Consider the following 20,574-nt stretch of genomic DNA (forward strand, 5'->3'; position numbering starts at 1 on the left):
CTGGTCAGAAGGCGATTTGTTGCAAATTTGTGGGCAAGTTAACACTTACCCGCGTACCGTGCCGCGACTCCAGCGCCAGTTCGCCGCCGAGGGCGCTGACCCGCTCACGCATCCCCTGAATGCCGAAACCGGCCATTTTGTCTGCGCTGATCCCCACGCCGTTGTCGGTCACTTCCAGATGCAATATGTCTCCCTGCTGACACAGGATAATCTGCACTTCACTTGCCCCGGCGTGTTTACAGACGTTGTTGAGTAACTCCTGTAACAGCCGATAGAGAGTGAAGCGTACCGTTTCATTCTCTGGCGTGGCGGTGAGTTGATAATCAAACTGGCAGCGAATACCGCGCTCCGTGAAGGCGAACTCGTTGAGCAGATGGAGTAGCGCCTCTTTGAACGACAGCTCGTCGAGCGCGGGGGGGCGAAGCTGGCGTAACAACAGGCGGGTCGAGTGGTGGATGCGCCGGGCAAGATCGTTGATCTGGCTGGCGGCGGCCTGGGCTTGTGCCGGATCGTGCGCCCGTTTCACCAGTTGTGACTGGATCTGAATGGCAGTGATATTCTGCCCGATTTCGTCGTGCAGCTCGCGGGCCAGGCTTTTACGCGTATCCTCTTCGGTGTGCACCAGTTTTTCCGCCAGTGCCCGCCGCGCCGCCAGTTCGGCTTCCAGCCGCTGGCGGTAATGGTGCAGGTTTTGCGCCAGATGTTGCTGACGGCTGATGGCGATCCCCAGGCCCATTCCCAGCAGCGACTGCGTTGCGAGAAAGATCTCCAGTTCAACCAGATTGCTAAACCCCACGCCTATCTGGCGGGCGATGGTGATCATCATGCTGCCGAGTAGCCCCGAGAGTACGCCGCCCTGCCAGCCGAATTTCCACGCCATCACTACGTTAGGCAGGAACACCACAATCAGCAGCAGGCGCTCAATTTCCGGCGACAGCACCATCTGGGTGCCAATCCCGATGATAAAAAACAGGCTGCACCAGATGATGAGCGAGGTACGTAGCGGCGGGTTATTGGTGTCCAGCCCCAGCAGGTGGTAGCGATGCTGCTGGCGCAAAAATTCGAAGATCAGGTAGACGAACGGCGTCAGCAACACGCCGCCGGTAAACGACGCCAGCCCAAGCAACATCGCCGGACTTTTGACAAACGGCGACAGCAGGGCGGCGTTGAGCAGTGACGCCGCCGTGACCGTGGCCAGCAATAACGTCAGCCGCTGCCAGTAAAGAGGAAAACGGTACCAGAAGGTCTGCGCGAGGCTGGCGGGAATCACGCTGATGAGCGGCGTGGCCAGCAGAATATAGCCATTAAGCAGCTGTTCGCTGTGCAGCCAGAGCATCATCAGCATCGGTGGCAGCACCAGCGCGGGCCAGTAGCGGCGTGACAGCAGGATCAGCAGCGCCAGGTAGACGCCGTGCGGCAAAAACAGCGCCGCCTGCTGACCGTTGTGTGTCAGATAAAAGCCGAGCGTCCACAACATCAGCCAGCCGGTACCCCAGGCCAATACAATGAATAATGAGAGAACGGCGTGGCGGAGGCTGCGCGACATTAATACCCCGCCAGCAACTGGTGGTCGAGGGCGAAATGCACCAGATCGATGGTGCTGTGACAGTTCAGTTTGCCCAGCACATTGGCGCGGTGCACGTGCACCGTTTTATGGCTGAGATCGAGTTTGAAGGCGATCTCCTTCACGCTGTCGCCTTTGACGAGTAAATCAAAGACTTCTCGTTCGCGTGGGGTCAGTACATCCAGCACCGGTGACGAAGGCTTACCACCGCGCAGCGCCCGTAGCGCATCGGCGCAAAGATAATGCCCACCGAGGCCCACCGAGCGGACGGCCTGCACTAACTCTTCCGGCCCGCAGCGTTTAGTCAGATAGCCGCTGGCTCCCGCATCCAGTGCGCTCTGTACGAAGGCGGGCGTATCATAGATGCTAAGAATAATGGCGCGAAACTGTGGCTTTTGCGCCCGTAGCCGTTTCAACAGGCTCAGTCCGTTTTCGTCCGGCATGGCGATATCCATCACGGCCACGTTGACATCGTCATGCAGCAACGCAGGCCAGGCTTCGGCCGCGTTACTGTACTGGCCCACGACGTCGAGGTCTTCTTCGAGACTGAGTAATTGCGCAAAGCCGGAACGCACCACCACATGGTCGTCCACCAGCACTACACGGATCATGATTTTGCTCTCTTGCCGGATAATATCTCTATGATGCCTGGCGCCGCTGTGCTGGCAATCAATCAGGTACAGTTATGGAATGTATGTAACAAAATGGTGATATTCACAAAGGGTATGTTTTATTGCATACGGTTCCGTTCTCGTTATGCTCCGTACGGGTTGTCAGGTGTTTTCATGTCACTTCATCAAAGGGTTCCGTTCGCTTTATGACTGTTGCTTCTTTGGAACTCACTTACCCGCGAACGTGTTAAGGGCGTTCTCCGCCACGCCCTTAACAATCCCGGCTCCCGGCCGGGAAAATCGCCACTTCGTGGTCCATTCGCCTTATGTCGTCTGCCTGTCGGGTCGGGGCCGAGCCTGCATCCCTGCAGGCCGTCCCCTCCGCCCGCTTCCCTGCGGGCGGACCCGGTCAGCCGTCAACGGCTCATCGATTTTCACGCCGGACCAACGGCATCGCTTCGATTCTCTGCCTTTCAGGTAAATTCATTTCGCTGTAAAAAAAGCAAACCGCAGAGATGGTCAGGTGTGGATGGGGCGAATAATTCGCGAAGCGACAATTATCCTGCCGGGAGCCAGGATTGTTAAGGAGGCGGCGACGAGCCTCCTTAACACGTCCGCGGGAAATTTACGTCCAGAGAATCACGGTTCGTAGGGTGAACGGAACCCTTTAAAGGAGTGACATGAAAGTCATATCCTGACTAACCATTCCCGTTTTTTTTCTAAAAACGCTTTGTTCTTAACAAGAACGTTTAATTCCTTTATCAAATTCAGCCGCAACGAAATACTGCCTCCATAACAAGACAGGGGAGCAGACACTATGGCCGTTTCATCGCGTAACACAATTCTTGCCGTACTGGCATTCATCACCTTTCAGGCGCAGGCGGTAAACGTCACCGTCGCGTACCAAACCTCCGCTGAGCCGGCGAAAGTGGCGCAGGCGGATAACACCTTTGCCAAAGAGAGCGGGGCCACCGTCGACTGGCGTAAGTTCGACAGCGGCGCGAGCATCGTGCGCGCCCTGGCGTCTGGCGACGTGCAAATCGGTAATCTCGGCTCCAGTCCGCTGGCGGTTGCTGCCAGCCAACAGGTGCCTATCGAGGTTTTCCTGCTGGCGTCAAAACTCGGCAACTCCGAAGCACTGGTGGTGAAGAAAACGATCAGCAAACCCGAGGATCTGATCGGCAAACGTATCGCGGTGCCCTTTATCTCTACCACTCACTACAGCCTGTTGGCGGCACTGAAACACTGGGGGATCAAACCCGGCCAGGTGGAGATTGTGAACCTGCAGCCACCGGCGATTATCGCCGCCTGGCAACGTGGAGATATTGATGGAGCTTACGTCTGGGCGCCTGCCGTTAACGCGCTGGAAAAAGATGGCAAGGTGCTGACCGACTCGGAAAAAGTTGGTGAGTGGGGCGCACCGACGCTGGACGTGTGGGTGGTGCGCAAAGACTTTGCCGAGAAGCATCCGGAGGTGGTGAAAGCCTTCGCCAAAAGCGCCATTGACGCGCAGCAGCCCTATATTGCCAATCCCGACGAATGGCTGAAAAAACCGGAGAACATCAGCAAGCTGTCGCGTCTGAGCGGCGTGCCGGAAGCCGATGTGCCGGGGCTGGTGAAAGGCAACACTTATCTCACCCCTCAGCAGCAGACGGCTGAGCTGACCGGACCGGTGAACAAAGCGATTATCGACACCGCGCAGTTTCTGAAAGAGCAGGGTAAGGTGCCTGCGGTGGCAAGTGATTACAGTCAGTACGTCACCGATCGCTTCGTGCAATAAAGGAGGCGCTGATGCTGCAACTTTCTCATCTGTACGCCGATTACGGCGGTAAACCGGCGCTGGAAGATATTAATCTGACGCTCGACAGCGGTGAGCTGCTGGTGGTGCTGGGGCCTTCGGGATGTGGCAAAACGACGCTACTGAACCTGATTGCCGGATTTTTGCCGTATCAGCACGGCAGTATTCAGCTGGCGGGAAAACGTGTCGACGGGCCGGGGGCAGAACGCGGCGTGGTGTTTCAGCATGAAGGGCTGCTGCCGTGGCGCAACGTGCAGGATAACGTCGCGTTAGGTTTGCAACTGGCAGGTGTCGGGAAAGTGCAGCGTATCAGCATCGCTCAGGAAATGTTGAAAAAAGTGGGGCTGGAAGGCGCGGGAAAACGCTTTATCTGGCAGCTTTCCGGTGGTCAGCGCCAGCGCGTTGGCATTGCCCGCGCACTGGCGGCGAATCCACAGCTTTTGCTGCTGGACGAACCCTTTGGCGCACTGGACGCCTTTACCCGCGAACAGATGCAAACCCTGTTGCTGAAGCTCTGGCATGAGACCGGTAAACAGGTGTTGTTGATTACGCATGATATTGAAGAAGCGGTATTTATGGCGACCGAACTGGTGCTGTTGTCTCCAGGACCGGGCCGCGTGCTGGAGCGTCTGCCGTTGACCTTTGCCCGCCGTTTTGTGGCAGGCGAAGCGAGTCGCAGTATTAAGTCCGATCCGCAGTTTATCGCGACCCGCGAATATGTCTTAAGCCGCGTCTTTGAACAACGGGAGGCCTTCTCATGAGTGTGGTGATCAACGACAAACCGCGCCAACGGGCACTGAAATGGCGCTGGCCGTTTTCCCGGCAGATTACGCTGAGCCTGGCGACGCTGACGGTGATTCTGGCGGTGTGGTGGATAGTTGCTGCACTGCAACTGATAAGCCCGCTTTTTTTGCCGCCGCCGGATCAGGTACTGCAAAAACTTATCACCATCGCCGGTCCGCAAGGGTTTATGGATGCCACGCTGTGGCAGCATCTGGCCGCCAGCCTGACCCGCATCGTGCTGGCGCTGCTGGCCGCGGTGGCGTTCGGTATTCCGGTCGGGATTGCGATGGGGCTCAGCCCGACGCTACGCGGCATTCTCGATCCGATCATTGAACTTTATCGTCCGGTGCCGCCGCTGGCTTATCTGCCATTAATGGTTATCTGGTTCGGTATTGGTGAAACCTCCAAGATCCTGCTGATCTACCTGGCGATTTTTGCTCCGGTCGCGATGTCCGCGCTGGCGGGTGTGAAAAGTGCGCAACAGGTGCGGATCCGTGCCGCCCGATCGCTGGGCGCAACTCGGGCGCAGGTGTTGTGGCTGGTGATCCTGCCGGGCGCGTTACCCGAGATCCTCACCGGATTACGTATTGGGCTCGGCGTGGGCTGGTCAACGCTGGTGGCGGCGGAGCTGATTGCGGCGACGCGGGGATTAGGCTTTATGGTGCAGTCGGCCGGTGAGTTTCTGGCGACCGACGTGGTGCTGGCGGGGATCGCGGTGATTGCGATTATCGCCTTTATTTTAGAACTGGGTCTGCGTGCGCTTCAGCGCCGCCTGACGCCCTGGCATGGAGAAGTCCAATGAGTGAACGTCTGAGCATTACCCCGCTGGGACCGTACATCGGCGCACAGATTAGCGGTGCGGACTTAACCCGCCCGCTCAGCGACAATCAGTTTGAGCAGCTTTACCATGCGGTGCTGCGACATCAGGCGGTGTTCCTGCGCGAGCAGGCTATTACGCCGCAGCAGCAACGGGCGCTGGCCCAGCGCTTTGGCGATCTGCATATTCATCCGGTCTATCCGCATGCAGAGGGCGTGGAGGAGATTATCGTGCTGGATACGCACAATGATAATCCACCGGATAACGACAACTGGCATACCGACGTGACGTTTATTGAGACGCCGCCTGCCGGAGCGATTCTGGCGGCAAAAGAGTTACCGTCAACCGGCGGCGATACGCTTTGGGCCAGCGGCATTGCGGCGTTTGAAGCGCTGTCGGAGCCGTTTCGTCAGTTGCTGAGCGGCCTGCGGGCGGAGCACGATTTCCGAAAATCCTTTCAGGAATATAAATACCGTAAGACGGAAGAGGAACATCAGCGCTGGCGTGAAGCGGTAGCGAAACATCCCCCGCTTACGCATCCGGTGGTACGAACCCATCCGGTGAGCGGTAAGCAGGCGCTGTTTGTTAACGAAGGTTTCACGACGCGCATTGTTGATGTGACAGAAAAGGAGAGTGAGACGCTGCTCAGTTTCCTGTTTGCCCACATCACTAAACCGGAATTTCAGGTGCGCTGGCGCTGGCAACCCAATGACGTGGCGATCTGGGATAATCGCGTGACGCAGCATTACGCGAACGCAGATTACCTGCCGCAGCGGCGCATTATGCACCGGGCGACGATTTTGGGTGACAAACCGTTTTATCGCGCGCCTTGAGCGTCGGGCAACGGCGTTATAAATGTGCCTCAATATAGCGCTGATAACGACTGGTTTTCAGACGGGTTAAATCCACCAGGACCAGCCCATCTACGCAGTGGTTAAAATCCGGGTCGCTGCCAAAATCGATGAACTGAACGCCGCCCGGTTCGCACAGTTCCGAGTATTGCTTATAGAGCGGGGGAATACCGCAGCCCAGATTTCCCAGTAAGGATTTCAGGCGGATCAGATCTTCTGTGTAATCACGGCCTGAAAACTGCGCCAGAACGTTCGGCAGCGAAGCAGGATACGGCTGGCGCGAGATGGCCAATGGATGAGTGGGTGGAAACCACAGTCGATAGAAGGCAACCAGCAGATCGCGTGCATCTGGCGGCAATCCTCCGGAAATAGACACGGGGCCAAACAGGTAACGATACTGCGGGTAACGCGCCAGGTATGCGCCGATTCCTGACCAGAGATAATCCAGCCCGCGACGACCCCAGTAGCGAGGCTGAATGAAGCTGCGTCCCAGCTCAATACCGTGCTGCATGATGTTTGCCATTCGCTCGTCGTAGTCAAACAGACTGTGACTGTAGAGTCCTTCCAGCCCCCGTTTTTCCAGTTGCTGTGCGCAGGAGATAAACCGGTAAGCGCCGATGATTTCCAGCTCCTCCTCATCCCATAAGATCAGATGCTGATAGTCATCATCGTAGCGATCGATATCTCTGCGCTTGCCGCTCCCTTCGCCGACGGCGCGAAAGGCAATTTCGCGCAACCGTCCCAGCTCGCGCAGAATTGTCGCCTCTTCCTGGCCGTTGCGCTGCCACAGATAAATGCGTTTGCCATCGGCGGTGCGCCCGAGGCACTCCGCCTGCGCCAGCTCGCGCTTTAGACGCACCCTGTTTTCTGGCGGCGCGATGGTCGCTTCAGTCCGAAAGAGAGCAGGACGGCCTTTTCCCAATGCATTCACGTGCTCCCGGCATTTTTCCGCCTGCTCGCGAACGTGGCTTTTGCTGACGGACCACTGCGCCCAGGCAATCTGTTGACCGATGCGTACAGGCAGCGTGCTGCCGCGACGGCGAAACATTTGCTGCATTAACAGCAGCAGCGTGGCACGGGAAGAAATCAGCCCGCAGGTATAGAAGAGCGGGCTGTTATACGCCTGAATATGTACCGGCAGCAGCGGCGTTCGGTATTTTTCCGCCATGCGAATAAACCCGGAATGCCAGCAGCGTTCGGCTATCCCTTTCAGCGTCAGACGCGAGACTTCACCCGCAGGAAAGAAAACCAGCGCGCCGCCCGCCTGCAAGTGCGCATCCATATGCTGTAACGATGATTTTGGCGTCCGCCCCTGAATATTGTCTACCGGGATGAACAGCGCGCGCAGAGGTTCCAGATGAGAGAGCAGTCGGTTGGTCACCACTTTGATATCGCGACGCACGCGGGAGAGTGCATAGATAAGCGCCAGTCCGTCCAGCGCACCGGTAGGGTGGTTAGCGATAATCACCAGCGGGCCATTTTCGGGGATGTTTTCGATGTGGTGCTCGGGGATTTCACAACGTATTTGCAGGTGCTCCAGGATTTGCTCCACCATATCCACGCCTTTCAGATGGCGATGGCAGGCAGCAAACTGCTGGAACTCTTTTTCATATAACAGGTGTTTTAACACCTTTTTTTGCCAGGGCGCGGTCCTCGCCTCGGGCCAAAGGTCGCTGAGTACGTTATCGAGACTGAACATAACACCACCTCCTTCTGTCCTGTGCTGACAGTAGAAGCGGTAAGTGTCGCGGGTATGACGTTTGAATGACGTTTTGAGGAAGGGCCGGATGGCGAAACCACCCGGCAAAATAACGAAAACTTAACGCAGGATTTTTTTCTCTGCCAGATCAAGCGCGAAGTAGCTGAAGATCAGATCCGCGCCGGCACGTTTGATGGCACCTAAGCTTTCCAGCACCACTTTTTCTTCATCAATGGCGCCCGCCATGGCGGCAAATTTGATCATCGCATATTCGCCGCTGACCTGATACGCGCCGAGCGGCAGCTCTGTGCGCTCACGGATATCACGCAGCACATCCAGATAGGCCCCTGCCGGTTTCACCATCAGGCAGTCCGCGCCCTGCGCTTCATCAAGCAGCGATTCACGAATCGCTTCACGGCGGTTCATTGGGTTCATCTGGTAGGTTTTGCGATCGCCTTTCAGCGCGGTGCCTGCGGCTTCGCGGAACGGACCATAGAACGACGAGGCAAATTTGGTGGAGTAGGACATGATGGCGGTGTCAGTAAAGCCTGCGGCATCCAGCGCCTGGCGAATCGCCTGGACTTGTCCATCCATCGCCGCGGAAGGGGCGATGAAGTCTGCGCCTGCGGCGGCCGCGACAACGGCTTGTTTACCCAGGTTTGCCAGCGTTGCATCGTTATCCACGCCGTGCTCGCAGAGCACGCCGCAGTGACCGTGGGAAGTATATTCACAGAAGCAGGTATCTGACATCACGATCATTTCCGGAACGGTCTGTTTGCAGATACGCGACATCCGCGCCACCAGGCCGTCTTCCTTCCAGGCATCACTGCCGGTGTCATCGGTATGGTGGGAGATGCCAAAGGTCATTATGGAGCGGATACCGGCATTGGCAATGCGTTCTATCTCGCGCGCCAGCTGTTTTTCCGGGATGCGCATGACGCCGGGCATAGCCTCAATCGCTTTGTAGTCGTTGAGTTCTTCTTCAACAAAGATCGGCAACACCAGATCGTTCAAGCTGAGTGTTGTCTCTTCAAACATGGCGCGTAGCGCTGCGGATTTGCGCAGACGGCGAGGGCGATGGATTAAGTCTGTCATGGGATGCCTGATGTTTGTGAAAGTGTGAGCCATAGTATACCTGAAGCCGCGGGCGAGTGTTTTACGAAAATTGGCCTTATGGTTCTGTTTTATTAATAAATAAAAAATATTGCATGGCAATTTTTTAATACGAATAGCTAAAAATTCATATTCGGAAGTGTTATTGTTATTTGTCAGATTATTTAAAATATCTATTTGTTTGAATTTCACTACATATAAATTAATTAATTCTTTATTTATTCATCGTTATCACTGCCCGCTATGTTAAGTATCACTTTACTATATGCTTCCCCGTCTTTTTATTTTTTATTGCATTGATTTATAAGTCATTTTTTATTTTTCAATTGAATTTTTTCCTGGTTTTTATTATTGTCTGTATTCGGACTACAGGGAAAGAATAATTGAACCTTTCATTGTGGAGACCGCATAATCCTCCTCGCAAAACAAAATGTTTTCTATGCATTGATATTGATGGATCAACACTATTACGTCCCTGAGGAGGGATGACAAATGCACTCCTGGAAAAAGAAACTTGTAGTCTCACAATTAGCATTAGCCTGCACTTTGGCAATCACTTCTCAGGCGAATGCTTCAACAGATATTTCTGGCAAAACTTACACCACCTTTGAACATCTTAACGACGCGACTTATGCGGATGGTGTCTACTACGATGGCTATGTTGGCTGGAATAACTACGGCACCGATAGCGTGTATAACGGAGACATCTATCCGGTCATCAATAACGCGACCGTTAACGGCGTGATTTCAACGTACTATCTGGATGATGGTCTGGCGACCAACACCAACAGTAACAGCCTGACGATTAAAAACAGTACTGTTCACGGAATGATTACCTCACAGTGCATGACGGAAGAGTGTACCGGTCGTGATGCGACGGGCTATGTTTATGATCGTCTGGCGCTGACCGTTGATAACTCAACCATCGACGACAACTACGAGCATTATACCTACAACGGCACCTATACCGACGGCACTGCAGATACGCATGTTGTTGATGTTTATGATCTGGGTACTGCAATCACCCTGGATCAGGAAGTTGACCTGGCTATCAGCAACAACTCCCATGTTGCCGGTATCACCCTGACTCAGGGTTATGAGTGGCAGGATGTTGACGATAATACCGTCAGCACCGGCGTAAACAGTACTGAAGTGTTCAATAACACCATTACCGTGAAGGACTCTACCGTGACCTCAGGCTCATTGTCTGACGAAGGCACCACGGGCTGGTTCGGCAATAACGGTAACGCCAGCGATTACAGCGGTACAAATACTGCAGATGATATTGCATTAGCTGTGATTGCAAATCCGGCAGCGGATAACGCGATGCAGACTACCGCGACTTTCAGTAATTCTACACTGATGGGCGATGTGGTTTTCTCCAGCAACTTTGACGAAAACTTCTTCCCGAACGGCGCAGACAGCTATCGTGATACCGACGCAAATGTCGATACCAACGGCTGGGATGGTACCGACCGTCTGGATCTGACGTTAGATAACGGCAGCAAATGGGTCGGTGCGGCGATGTCCGTCCATCAGGTGGATACCGATGGCGACGGTGTGTACGACAGCGTTGCTGCGGGTACAGACGCTACTGCTACGCTGATTGATGTCGCGGCTAACAGCCTGTGGCCAACCTCAACGTATGGCATTGATAATGGCGATACCGCCTATGACGAAAATGGTCATGTTGTGGGTAAAGAGGTTTATCAAAGTGGTCTGTTCAACGTCACGCTGAAGAATGGTTCACAGTGGGATACCACCAAAACCTCTCTGATTGACACGCTGAGCATCAACAGCGGTTCTGTGGTGAATGTTGGGGACTCCACTCTGGTTTCTGACACCATTGGCCTGACCGGTGGCGCAGCGCTGAACATTAACGAAGATGGTCATGTAGCGACGGATACCCTGACGGTTGACAACAGTACCGTAACTATCGCCGATGATGTGGCTGCAGGCTGGAGCGTGGGTGATGCTGCGCTGTATGCCAACACCATTAAGGTCACAAACGACGGTGTTCTGGATGTCGGTAACAGCGCGGACTATGCGCTGCAGACGGATACCCTGAATCTGACCAGCACCACCGATGCGGGTGGCAATATTCATGCCGGCGTGTTTGACATTCACAGCAACAACTACGTTCTGAACTCTGATCTGGTGAACGATCGCACCGCTGACACTACCAAGTCTAACTATGGTTACGGTGTTATCGGCATGAATTCCGATGGTCACCTGACGATTAACGGTAACGGCGATGCTTACACCGCTGACCTGTCCGAAGTAGATAATGCGGGCGACGGCATTGCGGCGGCAAGCGGTAACTACAAAGTGCGTATCGATAACGCCACGGGTGAAGGCGCTATTGCCGATTACAAAGGTAAAGAGCTGATCTACGTTAACGATAAGAACAGCACCGCGACCTTCTCTGCGGCTAATAAAGCAGACCTGGGTGCATACACCTACCAGGCTCAGCAGCAGGGTAATACGGTTGTTCTGCAACAGATGGAGCTGACTGACTATGCCAATATGGCGCTGAGCGTCCCGTCTGCAAACACCAATACCTGGAACCTGGAGCAGGATACCGTTGGAACACGTCTGACCAACTCTCGTCACGGTCTGGCTGATAACGGTGGCGCATGGGTCAGCTACTTCGGCGGCGGTTTCAGCGGCGACAATGGCACCATTAATTACGACCAGGATGTCAACGGCATTATGGTGGGTGTGGATACCAAAGTTGATGGTAACAACGCTAAATGGATTGTCGGTGCTGCAGCCGGTTTCGCGAAAGGCGATATGAGCGACCATACCGGTCAGGTGGATCAGGATAGTCAATCTGCTTACTTGTACTCCTCTGCCCGATTTGCCAATGACATCTTTGTGGATGGCAACCTGAGCTACTCTCACTTCAACAACGACCTGTCTGCCAATATGAGCGACGGTCAGTATGTCGATGGCAACACCTCAACAGATGCCTGGGGCTTCGGTCTGAAAGTGGGCTACGACTGGAAAGTGGGTGATGCGGGTTATGTTACGCCGTACGGCAGTGTGTCCGGTCTGTTCCAGTCTGGTGACGACTATCGCTTGAGCAACGACATGCATCTTGACGGTCAGTCTTACGACAGCATGCGTTATGAACTGGGCGTGGACACCGGCTATACCTTCACCTACAGCCAGGATCAGGCTCTGACGCCTTACTTCAAACTGGCGTACGTGTATGACGATCAGGGTAACCATGCTGATGTCAACGGCGATTCTATCAACAATGGTACCAAAGGTTCAGCGGTTCGCGTTGGGCTGGGTACACAGTTCAGCTTTACCAAGAACTTTAGTGCGTATACCGATGCAAACTACCTCGGTGGCGGCGATGTTGATCAGGATTGGGCGGCTAACGCGGGCGTGAAATATACCTGGTAATCATTCCCTTATGGAAATGGATATCGCGTAGTTAATCTAAATAATGCCCGTCAAGGATTTGACGGGCATTACTGCAAGGAATGCACAGATGTTATCTCTGAATAAGCCGCTAAAAGAATTTGCTCAGCTCGATAAGGCTTTGTCTAAGTTTGCAACGCGCTTTGAAAATGTCCATGAAAAACATTTTCTTTATTCTAATGAAAAGAATTCCGATACAACGATAGTTATTCTTGAAGGGATTATTTCATTAAGGCGTAATGAACACATTCTTGTGGGGATCGCCCAGGCCCCTTTCATTATGGGACTGAGCAATGGAGTGATGAAAAATGATGCTCATTATGATCTCATCAGCGAGGGAATCTGTTCAGGCTATCACCTTTCGTCGTCACACGCTGTTGAGATTATTGAAGAATGCCAGCTGTGGCGTGAAGCATTTTACTGGTTAACCTGGCAGAACCGGGTCCTGCAGCAGCGCGATCGACAATTAATTGGCAATAATTCCTACGAACAGATCAGAACCACCCTGCTCTCGATGATAGAGTGGGATGAAGGTTTACGCTCCAGAATTGGGGTGATGAACTATATTCACCAGCGCACGCAAATTTCGCGTTCCGTGGTGGCAGAAGTCCTTGCGGCGTTACGAAAAGGCGGCTACATCGAAATGAATAAAGGCAAACTGGTGGGAATAAACCGTCTGCCTTCTGATTATTAATTAAGACGCCGGAACCGCGCGCGGTGTATTTTCGCTCAGTTCGACCACCAGCTCATTAATACCGTCGCTCATGCTTGTGAATCGGGTGAGCGGAGAGCGAGTCACGACGACAAAAGCACCGACATTTTTTTGCGGAATCATCGCCATATAGGTAATGAACCCGCCGCCGCCGCCGGTCTTTTGAATAATTCCCGGGCGTCCATTCTTCGGCGCCATATAGACCCATCCTAAGCCTAACGCATCGGCCTTGCCGGGGACATCCATGCCGGTTACCCGTGTTAACTGCGCGCGCTGATAAATCAGCGTTTGCATTCTGTCGGCCTGATTACTGCGCTGGTAAAAATCAGAGGAAAGATACTGCTGCATCCAGCGCATCATGTCCCCCGGAGTTGAATAAACCCCACCGCTGCCGATGGCCGCCAGCGTGTTATTACACGGGCTCGCCCCTTTCTCCGCTATCATCAGACGTTTGCACTGATCGGGAGAGGGCGTGTATGTGGTGTCTTTCATGCCAAGCGGACGAGTGATCTTCTCTTCAAACAGTTGGGTATAAGGTTTGCCGGAGGCATTTGCCAGCGCATCCGCCAGCAGGTCGAATGCCAGGTTGGAATAGGCCGCCTGTGACCCAGGCGCTGCTTTCAATGTCGCGGTGGAGAGATAACTCCAGCGTTGTTCACGCGTTGGCCAGACGAATACCGGACGCTTTGCCGCGCCGCCGGGTTGTTCACGGGGCAGCGCGCTGGTGTGCGTCGCCAGATTAACCAGCGTGATCGGTTTTCCCTCATACGACGGTACGCGCGCGCCCGGAGGCGCATATTTACTCAGCGGATCGTTCAGTTTAACCGTGCCCTGATCAAGCAGTTTGACCAGCATTTCACTGGTCATCAGCTTAGTCAGTGACGCAATGCGAACCACGGAATCCAGTTGTGGACGCACGTTATTTCCCGGGCGGGTTTCGCCGAAACTGCGAAAGACGCGCTGATTACCGTCGATCACGACGAGCGCCATCCCCGTCGCTCCGCTGCCATAAAAGATATGTTCAGCGTAACGCTCGACAATATCAGACGCAAAAACAGGGTCGGCGACAGGCTGGGCCGCCTGGACTGAGGTCAATGACGCCGCACACAGCGCGGCAGAAAAAAGCAGACTACGTTTCAACGGTGGTGTCCATGAATGAGAGTAAAAAAACTAAGCGTATTTATACTACTGTACCGCCTGTTGCAAAGCGCTAATTAGAGCAAGGATAGTGAGAAAAACGTAACGGAGCGTAAACACGGCACTTTTGTCGTGAAAGAAAGTCCGCTTTTGTGATCCTGGGCGTGCAATAATCTTTCATTACCACGCTTGAAAGGGGCTTACGATGTCTGAAAAACGGGTTGTGATGGTTGTTGATATGCAAATCGGTGTGTTTGCCACGCCGCGTATTCATCGGGCTGAGTGCGTAGAACGTATTAATCAGCTGACGCGGGCGGCCGATCTCACCATTTTTATTCAGCACACCGAGGCGGGTGGCCTGGAGGAGGGGAGCGTGGGGTTTGCGCTGCTGCCTGAACTGGATACGCCCGCGAACGCAAAATATGTCACGAAAACCGCCTGCGATGCTTTTTACAAAACGGCGCTCGAACAATTGCTTTGCGAAGAGGCGATTTCACACTTTGTCATCTGCGGCTGCGCGACGGACTATTGCGTTGATACCACCATCAGAAACGGTGCCAGTCGGGGTTATCGCATTACGGTTGCGGAAGATGCCCACACCACCGCCCATCGCCCGGCAGCACCGGCGCAGACGCTGATTGCACACCATAATGATGTCTGGCGTAATCTTACCGTACCGGGTAATCCGGTGCTGGTGAAACCCGTCGAAACAATTCTTCAGAACTGGAAAACGAACTAAGCGCCACCATGTTGGTCACAATGGGCGGTTTCGCCTGTTGTGAGCGTTTATTTTTAGCCCACGTAGCGGCAAAAAGCACAAACACAGCAGTTGTCATAACGATAAGAAGTTAGCAGGAGAGCATCATGTTTAAGTCTTTTTTCCCAAAGCCGGGTCCTTTTTTTCTTTCGGCTTTTATTTGGGCACTTGTCGCGGTTATCTTCTGGCAAGCCGGTGGTGGGGACTGGGTTGCGCGGCTGACTGGTGCAACGGGCGCCGTCCCCATTAGCGCCGCCCGTTTCTGGTCGCTGAGTTATCTGATTTTTTATGCCTACTATGTCCTTTGCGTTGGACTGTTTGCACTGTTCTGGTTTCTTTACTGTCCGCATCGCTGGCAGTACTGGTCAATTCTTGGCACCTCGCTGATTATCTTCGTCACCTGGTTTCTGGTGGAAGTTGGGGTGGCCGTCAACGCCTGGTACGCGCCATTTTACGATCTGATCCAGACCGCCCTCAGCGCGCCGCACAAAGTCACCATGAGCCAGTTTTATAACGAACTGGGGATCTTTCTTGGCATCGCGCTGATTGCCGTGGTGATTAGCGTGCTGAACAACTTTTTTGTCAGCCACTATGTGTTCCGCTGGCGTACGGCGATGAACGAATATTACATGGCGCAGTGGCAGCATTTGCGTCATATCGAAGGGGCGGCACAGCGTGTGCAGGAAGACACCATGCGTTTTGCGTCAACGCTGGAAAGCATGGGCGTGAGCTTCATCAATGCCATTATGACGCTGATTGCCTTCCTGCCGGTACTGGTTGCGCTTTCGCCACATGTGCCTGAACTGCCGATTGTCGGCCACGTGCCTTACGGTCTGGTGATTGCGGCAATCGTCTGGTCATTGATGGGCACCGGTTTGCTGGCGGTGGTCGGGATCAAACTCCCTGGGCTGGAATTTAAAAATCAGCGAGTTGAAGCGGCTTACCGTAAAGAACTGGTGTACGGGGAAGACGATGCCAGTCGCGCCACGCCGCCGACCGTTCGCGAGCTGTTCAGTGCGGTTCGTCAGAATTATTTCCGTCTCTATTTTCACTACATGTATTTTAATATCGCGCGCATTCTCTACCTGCAGGTCGATAACGTTTTCGGCTTGTTCCTGCTGTTTCCGTCGATTGTTGCCGGTACGATTACGCTGGGTTTGATGACGCAAATTACCAACGTCTTTAGCCAGGTGCGGGGCGCGTTCCAGTACCTGATCAACTCGTGGACGACGCTGGTTGAACTGATGTCTATCTATAAGCGTTTGCGCAGTTTTGAGCGCGAACTGGACGAGCGGGATATTCAGGCTGTCACCCACACACTTGGTTAACAAAAGGAAACGTTATGTCGGTGGTATCTCGTCTTTATCCTTTGTCATTGCTGGCCGGACTGGTGCTGGCAGGCTGTAGCAGCCAGCCTTCGCAACCGCTCAAAAAAGGCGAGAAACCGGTCGATGTCGCGAGCGTGGTACGACAGAAAATGCCGGCCAGCGTGAAGGATCGGGACGCCTGGGCGCAGGATATCGCCAAAACCTTTGAAAGCCAGAAGCTGGCACCAACCGTGGAAAATATCTGTTCGGTACTGGCGGTCGCGCAGCAGGAGTCCAACTATCAGGCCGATCCGGCTGTTCCGGGATTAAACAAAATTGCCTGGCAGGAGATAGACCGGCGCGCCGAACGGATGCACATTCCGGTTTTCCTGGTGCATACCGCGCTGAAAATCTCCTCCCCGAACGGGAAAAGCTACAGCGAGCGTCTGGATACCGTCAAAACGGAAAAACAGCTCAGCGCAATTTTTGATGATTTTATCAATATGGTGCCGATGGGGCAGACGCTGTTCGGCTCACTCAATCCGGTCCATACCGGCGGACCAATGCAGGTGAGCATTGCGTTTGCCGAGCAGCACAGTAAAGGGTATCCGTGGAAGATGGAGGGAACGGTGCGCCAGGAAGTGTTCAGCCGTCGCGGTGGCCTCTGGTTCGGAACCTACCATTTGCTCAATTACCCGGCCAACTACAGCGCGCCGATTTTCCGCTTTGCCGACTTTAACGCCGGATGGTATGCCAGTCGAAACGCCGCTTTTCAGAACGCGGTCAGTAAAGCCAGCGGCGTCAAACTGGCGCTGGATGGCGACCTGATCGCTTACGGCAGTAAAGATGCCGGGAAAACGGAGCTGGCGGTGCGTAAACTGGCAGGAAAACTGGATCTCAGCGACAGCGCGATCCGTCGCCAACTGGAGAAAGGCGACAGTCTTGCGTTTGAAGAGACGGCGCTTTACGAAAAGGTGTTTACGCTTGCTGAAGCGAAAACAGGCAAAAAATTACCGCGCGAAATGCTGCCGGGTATTCAACTGGAGAGCCCGAAAATCACGCGTAATCTCACTACGGCCTGGTTTGCAAAACGGGTCGACGATCGTCGTGCTAAGTGTATGGGTCAGTAATGGCCGGAGATCATTACTGACGGCGATAGCGCCAGCGCAAAATAGCGGCGATGACGCCAAAAATCAGACTGCCGACCAGAAAGGGCACCAGTCCAAAGATGGTGCCGACGCCCAGCCCAATTTCTACGCGCGGGCGTCCTGTCTCTTGCACCTGCATCAGGTGCTCGTATACGCCTGGCGCGTGAACCAGCAGATTCAGGATCTGCGCCCCGGCCCAAAAGCAGAACAGCACAAACACGGCATAAGCGATGTTGCCTGGCGTAGAGGCGGTTTCTCGATGTTTCCCGTTAAACAAGGATTTTGAGAGAGTGAAATCAGCCATAAATGACCTCCGCGAGTGATTCTGCATCTCTGACACCATGCCAGTAACTTACCGTGAGTGTGACAGGTCATCGCGTTTGTCAATATCAGAATGATGGTAATTTCAGCCTGGGATGAATCCTGAATTGCAGATTTTTGTGAGTTGTCACAAATTGGTTACCTTAAATTAAATTTGGCAACATTTAAGAAATTCCGTACACGACACAGACCGGTTTCCCGTAATATGTGACGATACGTTTTTTCGCTGCGGAGTTGCCATGAACCTGCCTCTAAAAATACGCCGTGACTGGCACTATTACGCCTTTGCTATTGGCCTGATTTTCATTCTGAACGGAGTTATCGGGCTGTTGGGGTTTGAAGCCAAAGGCTGGCAAACCTATGCCGTGGGCCTGGTGACCTGGATAGTCAGTTTCTGGCTGGCAGGATTGATTATTCGGCGTCGTGTGGAGGATGAAGCGGCGTAAGCCTGACAACAAACCGCTGTCAGGCTTACCGGGAAGTACAGATTACATCGTCGTTTTCAGCGCGTTATCCGCAGCGTGGCGCTCCAGCGCCAGTTCGATCAATCGGCTGATCAAATCAGTGTAACCTAAACCACTGGCCTGCCAGAGTTTCGGATACATGCTGATATTGGTAAAGCCTGGCAGGGTGTTGATCTCATTGATCACCACCTCATTGTCGGCCGTTAAGAAGACATCGACGCGTGCCATGCCAGCGCAGCCCAGCGCCTGATACGCCTGAATGGCGATCTTGCGAATGTTGTCGTTGATTTCAGGTGCAATCGCCGCAGGAACTACCACTTTCGCGCCATTATCATCAATGTATTTGGTGTCGTAGGCATAGAAATCACTGTTGAGAACGATCTCGCCACAGGTACTGGCCTGCGGGTGATCGTTACCCAGCACCGCGCACTCGATCTCGCGTCCCTTGATCCCTTGCTCCACCACCACTTTGTGATCGAACTCGAACGCCAGGGCGACAGCCTGCGCGTACTGCGCTTCGCTGGTAACTTTACTAACGCCGACAGACGATCCCTGATTGGCGGGCTTAACGAACAGCGGCAGGCCAAGACGGGCTTCTACCTCGGCAAAACTTATCGTGTTGCGGTTGGCTCGCGTCAGCGTAATAAACGGTGCGATATTCAGTCCGGCATCACGCAACAAGCGTTTGGTGACGTCTTTATCCATGCACGCCGCAGAGCCCAGTACGTCAGAACCGACGAAGGGCAGATTCGCCACGCGCAGCATGCCCTGCAGGGAACCATCTTCACCCAGCGTGCCATGCACAATCGGGAAAATCACGTCCACGGTCGGCAGCGGCTGGCCATTCTGGGCATCAATTAACTGTTGTTCATGTCTGCCCGGCACCTGCGCAAGGCTGGTCGCCGAAGGACGCAGCGCAATATGTGCCGGATCGTTCGCGTTAAGCAGGTAATTGTTGGCATCGCTGATGTGCCATTGCCCTTGCTTATCAATGCCTAACAGCACGACGTCGAAGCGGGACTTGTCGATGGCATCGACAATATTTTTTGCCGATTGCAATGACACTTCATGCTCCGCTGATTTACCACCAAAAACGATACCTACCCGCAATTTTGCCATCTTAAACCCATTCCCTCGAACACAAAGCGTATACATTACCACGACAAAACGAGGGATTCGCGGGCTTCTGCCATAATGTTAGGGAGAATTGCGCAGGAGGGGGCGTGAAAGGAAAAGGCTGGCTGGTGATGATCATTCTGGGCGTGGCGTGCGGCGTGGTGTATCGCTATCTGCCGTCGTATTACGATCCGCTCGCCCCCCTTGAGCTATCCGATCCGCCAAACTGGATCACTCAATTTAAGTTTAAACGTCTGACACCGGCGCGTTGTCAGGCGTTACTGGAGCAGGCAAACCAGCAAAAATTGATTACCTCACAGCCTGTGGCAGACAGCGCTGGCGAATGTCCCTTAACTGACGTGGTACGGGTGCGGGATTTTGGTGCAGTCAAGCTGAGCAACAGTTTTCTTGCTTCTTGTCCGTTGGCACTGCGTTCTGCGCTGTATGTCGGTCAACAGGCTGCACCCTTAACGGAACGTATGATGAAGAGCCGCTTGATCTGGGTAGAGCATCTCGGCAGCTATGCCTGCCGCAACATTTACCATCGCCCTGATGCGCGCCGTAGCGAACACGCCAGCGCGCAGGCCCTGGACATCAGCGGCTTTGTCCTTGCCGATGGCCGACACATTACCGTGCTGCAAGGCTGGAAGCAGGAGGACAGCGCCCCGTGGCTACGGATGCTGCTCAGCACGAGCTGCACGTATTACGGCAACAGTTTAGGACCAGACTATAACGCTGCTCACGCGAACCATTTTCACCTGGGAATGCGCGGCTATGGACTCTGCCGATAAGCAGGAAACCCTACTTATCCAGGGGTTTTAATGTGATGTATTTCACAAATCTGGTGAACGGGAAGATAAAATAGCAAATTACGCGGCAGCGCACCTCTGGATCCCCTGTCAGACGTGGACATTGCTACACTAGCCGACGTTTTCTGTTATTTA

General features: G+C 53.9%; 18 protein-coding genes. 11 read left to right on the forward strand and 7 right to left on the reverse strand.

The genetic code is table 11. The features are described 5' to 3' along the window. Nucleotides 1-4 precede the first annotated feature (4 nt). Both QNN88_RS11225 and QNN88_RS11230 read right to left on the reverse strand, forming a co-directional pair. Nucleotides 5-1,546: an MASE1 domain-containing protein gene (locus tag QNN88_RS11225; protein ID WP_414240298.1), complete on the reverse strand. Its 1,542-nt coding sequence runs from the start codon at nucleotides 1,544-1,546 to the stop codon at nucleotides 5-7. Further along, nucleotides 1,546-2,175 (reverse strand): response regulator, encoded by a 630-nt coding sequence (locus QNN88_RS11230; RefSeq protein WP_414240299.1) that lies wholly within the window; start codon nucleotides 2,173-2,175, stop codon nucleotides 1,546-1,548. Before QNN88_RS11230 ends, QNN88_RS11225 begins: the two co-directional genes overlap by 1 nt. 817 nt (nucleotides 2,176-2,992) lie before the next feature. On the opposite strand from QNN88_RS11230, the gene tauA reads away from it, so the two are divergent. Genes tauA through tauD form a run of 4 tightly spaced genes read left to right on the forward strand, consistent with a single transcriptional unit; the run spans nucleotide 2,993 to nucleotide 6,406 of the window. After that, a complete protein-coding gene (tauA, locus tag QNN88_RS11235) occupies nucleotides 2,993-3,955 on the forward strand; it encodes a taurine ABC transporter substrate-binding protein (RefSeq protein WP_414240300.1) in 963 nt (320 codons plus the stop codon). Between the two features lie 11 nt (nucleotides 3,956-3,966). Further along, nucleotides 3,967-4,734: a taurine ABC transporter ATP-binding subunit gene (tauB, locus tag QNN88_RS11240; RefSeq protein ID WP_414240301.1), complete on the forward strand. Its 768-nt coding sequence runs from the start codon at nucleotides 3,967-3,969 to the stop codon at nucleotides 4,732-4,734. After that, complete coding sequence (gene tauC, locus QNN88_RS11245) at nucleotides 4,731-5,558, forward strand: taurine ABC transporter permease TauC (protein WP_414240302.1); 828 nt, start codon at nucleotides 4,731-4,733, stop codon at nucleotides 5,556-5,558. The genes tauB and tauC overlap by 4 nt, the downstream gene beginning before the upstream one ends. Next, on the forward strand, nucleotides 5,555-6,406 hold the full coding sequence (gene tauD, locus QNN88_RS11250) for a taurine dioxygenase (protein WP_414240303.1): 852 nt from the start codon (nucleotides 5,555-5,557) through the stop codon (nucleotides 6,404-6,406). Before tauC ends, tauD begins: the two co-directional genes overlap by 4 nt. 16 nt (nucleotides 6,407-6,422) lie before the next feature. Here the strand turns inward: tauD and QNN88_RS11255 are convergent, their stop codons facing one another. Together QNN88_RS11255 and hemB are read right to left on the reverse strand one after the other, a co-directional pair. Then, a complete protein-coding gene (locus QNN88_RS11255) occupies nucleotides 6,423-8,123 on the reverse strand; it encodes a lysophospholipid acyltransferase family protein (RefSeq protein ID WP_414240304.1) in 1,701 nt (566 codons plus the stop codon). A 120-nt stretch (nucleotides 8,124-8,243) separates the two neighbouring features. Continuing rightward, complete coding sequence (hemB, locus tag QNN88_RS11260) at nucleotides 8,244-9,218, reverse strand: porphobilinogen synthase (RefSeq protein ID WP_414240305.1); 975 nt, start codon at nucleotides 9,216-9,218, stop codon at nucleotides 8,244-8,246. A gap of 510 nt (nucleotides 9,219-9,728) precedes the next feature. Here hemB and ehaB point away from each other — a divergent pair. Both ehaB and iprA read left to right on the forward strand, forming a co-directional pair. After that, nucleotides 9,729-12,650 (forward strand): autotransporter adhesin EhaB, encoded by a 2,922-nt coding sequence (gene ehaB / locus QNN88_RS11265; protein WP_414240306.1) that lies wholly within the window; start codon nucleotides 9,729-9,731, stop codon nucleotides 12,648-12,650. Nucleotides 12,651-12,738: 88 nt separating this feature from the next. Further along, nucleotides 12,739-13,362 (forward strand): hydrogen peroxide resistance inhibitor IprA, encoded by a 624-nt coding sequence (gene iprA / locus QNN88_RS11270; RefSeq protein WP_414240307.1) that lies wholly within the window; start codon nucleotides 12,739-12,741, stop codon nucleotides 13,360-13,362. Here the strand turns inward: iprA and ampH are convergent, their stop codons facing one another. Next, the gene (gene ampH / locus QNN88_RS11275; protein WP_414240308.1) at nucleotides 13,363-14,520 is read right to left on the reverse strand and encodes a D-alanyl-D-alanine-carboxypeptidase/endopeptidase AmpH; all 1,158 of its coding nucleotides are present in this window, start codon (nucleotides 14,518-14,520) and stop codon (nucleotides 13,363-13,365) included. A gap of 202 nt (nucleotides 14,521-14,722) precedes the next feature. Between ampH and QNN88_RS11280 the strand changes: the two genes are divergently transcribed. The 3 genes from QNN88_RS11280 (at nucleotide 14,723) to QNN88_RS11290 (ending at nucleotide 17,711) form a co-directional block, all read left to right on the forward strand. Continuing rightward, entirely contained in the window at nucleotides 14,723-15,256 is a 534-nt protein-coding gene (locus tag QNN88_RS11280) for an isochorismatase family protein (RefSeq protein WP_414240309.1), read from the forward strand. A gap of 125 nt (nucleotides 15,257-15,381) precedes the next feature. Beyond that, nucleotides 15,382-16,602 (forward strand): peptide antibiotic transporter SbmA, encoded by a 1,221-nt coding sequence (sbmA, locus tag QNN88_RS11285; RefSeq protein ID WP_414240310.1) that lies wholly within the window; start codon nucleotides 15,382-15,384, stop codon nucleotides 16,600-16,602. Between the two features lie 14 nt (nucleotides 16,603-16,616). After that, the gene (locus tag QNN88_RS11290; RefSeq protein WP_414240311.1) at nucleotides 16,617-17,711 is read left to right on the forward strand and encodes a DUF1615 domain-containing protein; all 1,095 of its coding nucleotides are present in this window, start codon (nucleotides 16,617-16,619) and stop codon (nucleotides 17,709-17,711) included. A 13-nt stretch (nucleotides 17,712-17,724) separates the two neighbouring features. On the opposite strand, the gene QNN88_RS11295 is transcribed toward QNN88_RS11290, so the two are convergent. Then, nucleotides 17,725-18,033, reverse strand: a complete 309-nt coding sequence (locus QNN88_RS11295) for a YaiY family protein (protein ID WP_043001638.1) — start codon at nucleotides 18,031-18,033, stop codon at nucleotides 17,725-17,727. Nucleotides 18,034-18,289: 256 nt separating this feature from the next. On the opposite strand from QNN88_RS11295, the gene QNN88_RS11300 reads away from it, so the two are divergent. Next, nucleotides 18,290-18,496: a DUF2754 family protein gene (locus QNN88_RS11300; protein ID WP_414240312.1), complete on the forward strand. Its 207-nt coding sequence runs from the start codon at nucleotides 18,290-18,292 to the stop codon at nucleotides 18,494-18,496. A gap of 42 nt (nucleotides 18,497-18,538) precedes the next feature. Here the strand turns inward: QNN88_RS11300 and ddlA are convergent, their stop codons facing one another. Next, nucleotides 18,539-19,633 (reverse strand): D-alanine--D-alanine ligase, encoded by a 1,095-nt coding sequence (ddlA, locus tag QNN88_RS11305; RefSeq protein ID WP_414240313.1) that lies wholly within the window; start codon nucleotides 19,631-19,633, stop codon nucleotides 18,539-18,541. A gap of 128 nt (nucleotides 19,634-19,761) precedes the next feature. Between ddlA and QNN88_RS11310 the strand changes: the two genes are divergently transcribed. Beyond that, nucleotides 19,762-20,421, forward strand: coding sequence for an extensin family protein (locus QNN88_RS11310; protein ID WP_414240548.1), 660 nt, complete (start codon nucleotides 19,762-19,764; stop codon nucleotides 20,419-20,421). The last annotated feature ends 153 nt before the right edge of the window (nucleotides 20,422-20,574 follow it).

The sequence above is a fragment of the Citrobacter sp. ANG330 genome (genome assembly GCF_047467925.1).
GTDB classification, from domain to species: Bacteria; Pseudomonadota; Gammaproteobacteria; order Enterobacterales; family Enterobacteriaceae; genus Citrobacter_A; species Citrobacter_A amalonaticus_G.

What these genes read in the sequence shown, in the direction of transcription:
- QNN88_RS11225 (WP_414240298.1), bottom strand. Translation starts at nt 1,546, where the DNA reads ATGTCGCGCAGCCTCCGCCACGCCGTTCTCTCATTATTCATTGTATTG.
- QNN88_RS11230 (WP_414240299.1), bottom strand. Translation starts at nt 2,175, where the DNA reads ATGATCCGTGTAGTGCTGGTGGACGACCATGTGGTGGTGCGTTCCGGC.
- tauA (WP_414240300.1), top strand. Translation starts at nt 2,993, where the DNA reads ATGGCCGTTTCATCGCGTAACACAATTCTTGCCGTACTGGCATTCATC.
- tauB (WP_414240301.1), top strand. Translation starts at nt 3,967, where the DNA reads ATGCTGCAACTTTCTCATCTGTACGCCGATTACGGCGGTAAACCGGCG.
- tauC (WP_414240302.1), top strand. Translation starts at nt 4,731, where the DNA reads ATGAGTGTGGTGATCAACGACAAACCGCGCCAACGGGCACTGAAATGG.
- tauD (WP_414240303.1), top strand. Translation starts at nt 5,555, where the DNA reads ATGAGTGAACGTCTGAGCATTACCCCGCTGGGACCGTACATCGGCGCA.
- QNN88_RS11255 (WP_414240304.1), bottom strand. Translation starts at nt 8,123, where the DNA reads ATGTTCAGTCTCGATAACGTACTCAGCGACCTTTGGCCCGAGGCGAGG.
- hemB (WP_414240305.1), bottom strand. Translation starts at nt 9,218, where the DNA reads ATGACAGACTTAATCCATCGCCCTCGCCGTCTGCGCAAATCCGCAGCG.
- ehaB (WP_414240306.1), top strand. Translation starts at nt 9,729, where the DNA reads ATGCACTCCTGGAAAAAGAAACTTGTAGTCTCACAATTAGCATTAGCC.
- iprA (WP_414240307.1), top strand. Translation starts at nt 12,739, where the DNA reads ATGTTATCTCTGAATAAGCCGCTAAAAGAATTTGCTCAGCTCGATAAG.
- QNN88_RS11280 (WP_414240309.1), top strand. Translation starts at nt 14,723, where the DNA reads ATGTCTGAAAAACGGGTTGTGATGGTTGTTGATATGCAAATCGGTGTG.
- sbmA (WP_414240310.1), top strand. Translation starts at nt 15,382, where the DNA reads ATGTTTAAGTCTTTTTTCCCAAAGCCGGGTCCTTTTTTTCTTTCGGCT.
- QNN88_RS11290 (WP_414240311.1), top strand. Translation starts at nt 16,617, where the DNA reads ATGTCGGTGGTATCTCGTCTTTATCCTTTGTCATTGCTGGCCGGACTG.
- QNN88_RS11295 (WP_043001638.1), bottom strand. Translation starts at nt 18,033, where the DNA reads ATGGCTGATTTCACTCTCTCAAAATCCTTGTTTAACGGGAAACATCGA.
- QNN88_RS11300 (WP_414240312.1), top strand. Translation starts at nt 18,290, where the DNA reads ATGAACCTGCCTCTAAAAATACGCCGTGACTGGCACTATTACGCCTTT.
- ddlA (WP_414240313.1), bottom strand. Translation starts at nt 19,633, where the DNA reads ATGGCAAAATTGCGGGTAGGTATCGTTTTTGGTGGTAAATCAGCGGAG.
- QNN88_RS11310 (WP_414240548.1), top strand. Translation starts at nt 19,762, where the DNA reads ATGATCATTCTGGGCGTGGCGTGCGGCGTGGTGTATCGCTATCTGCCG.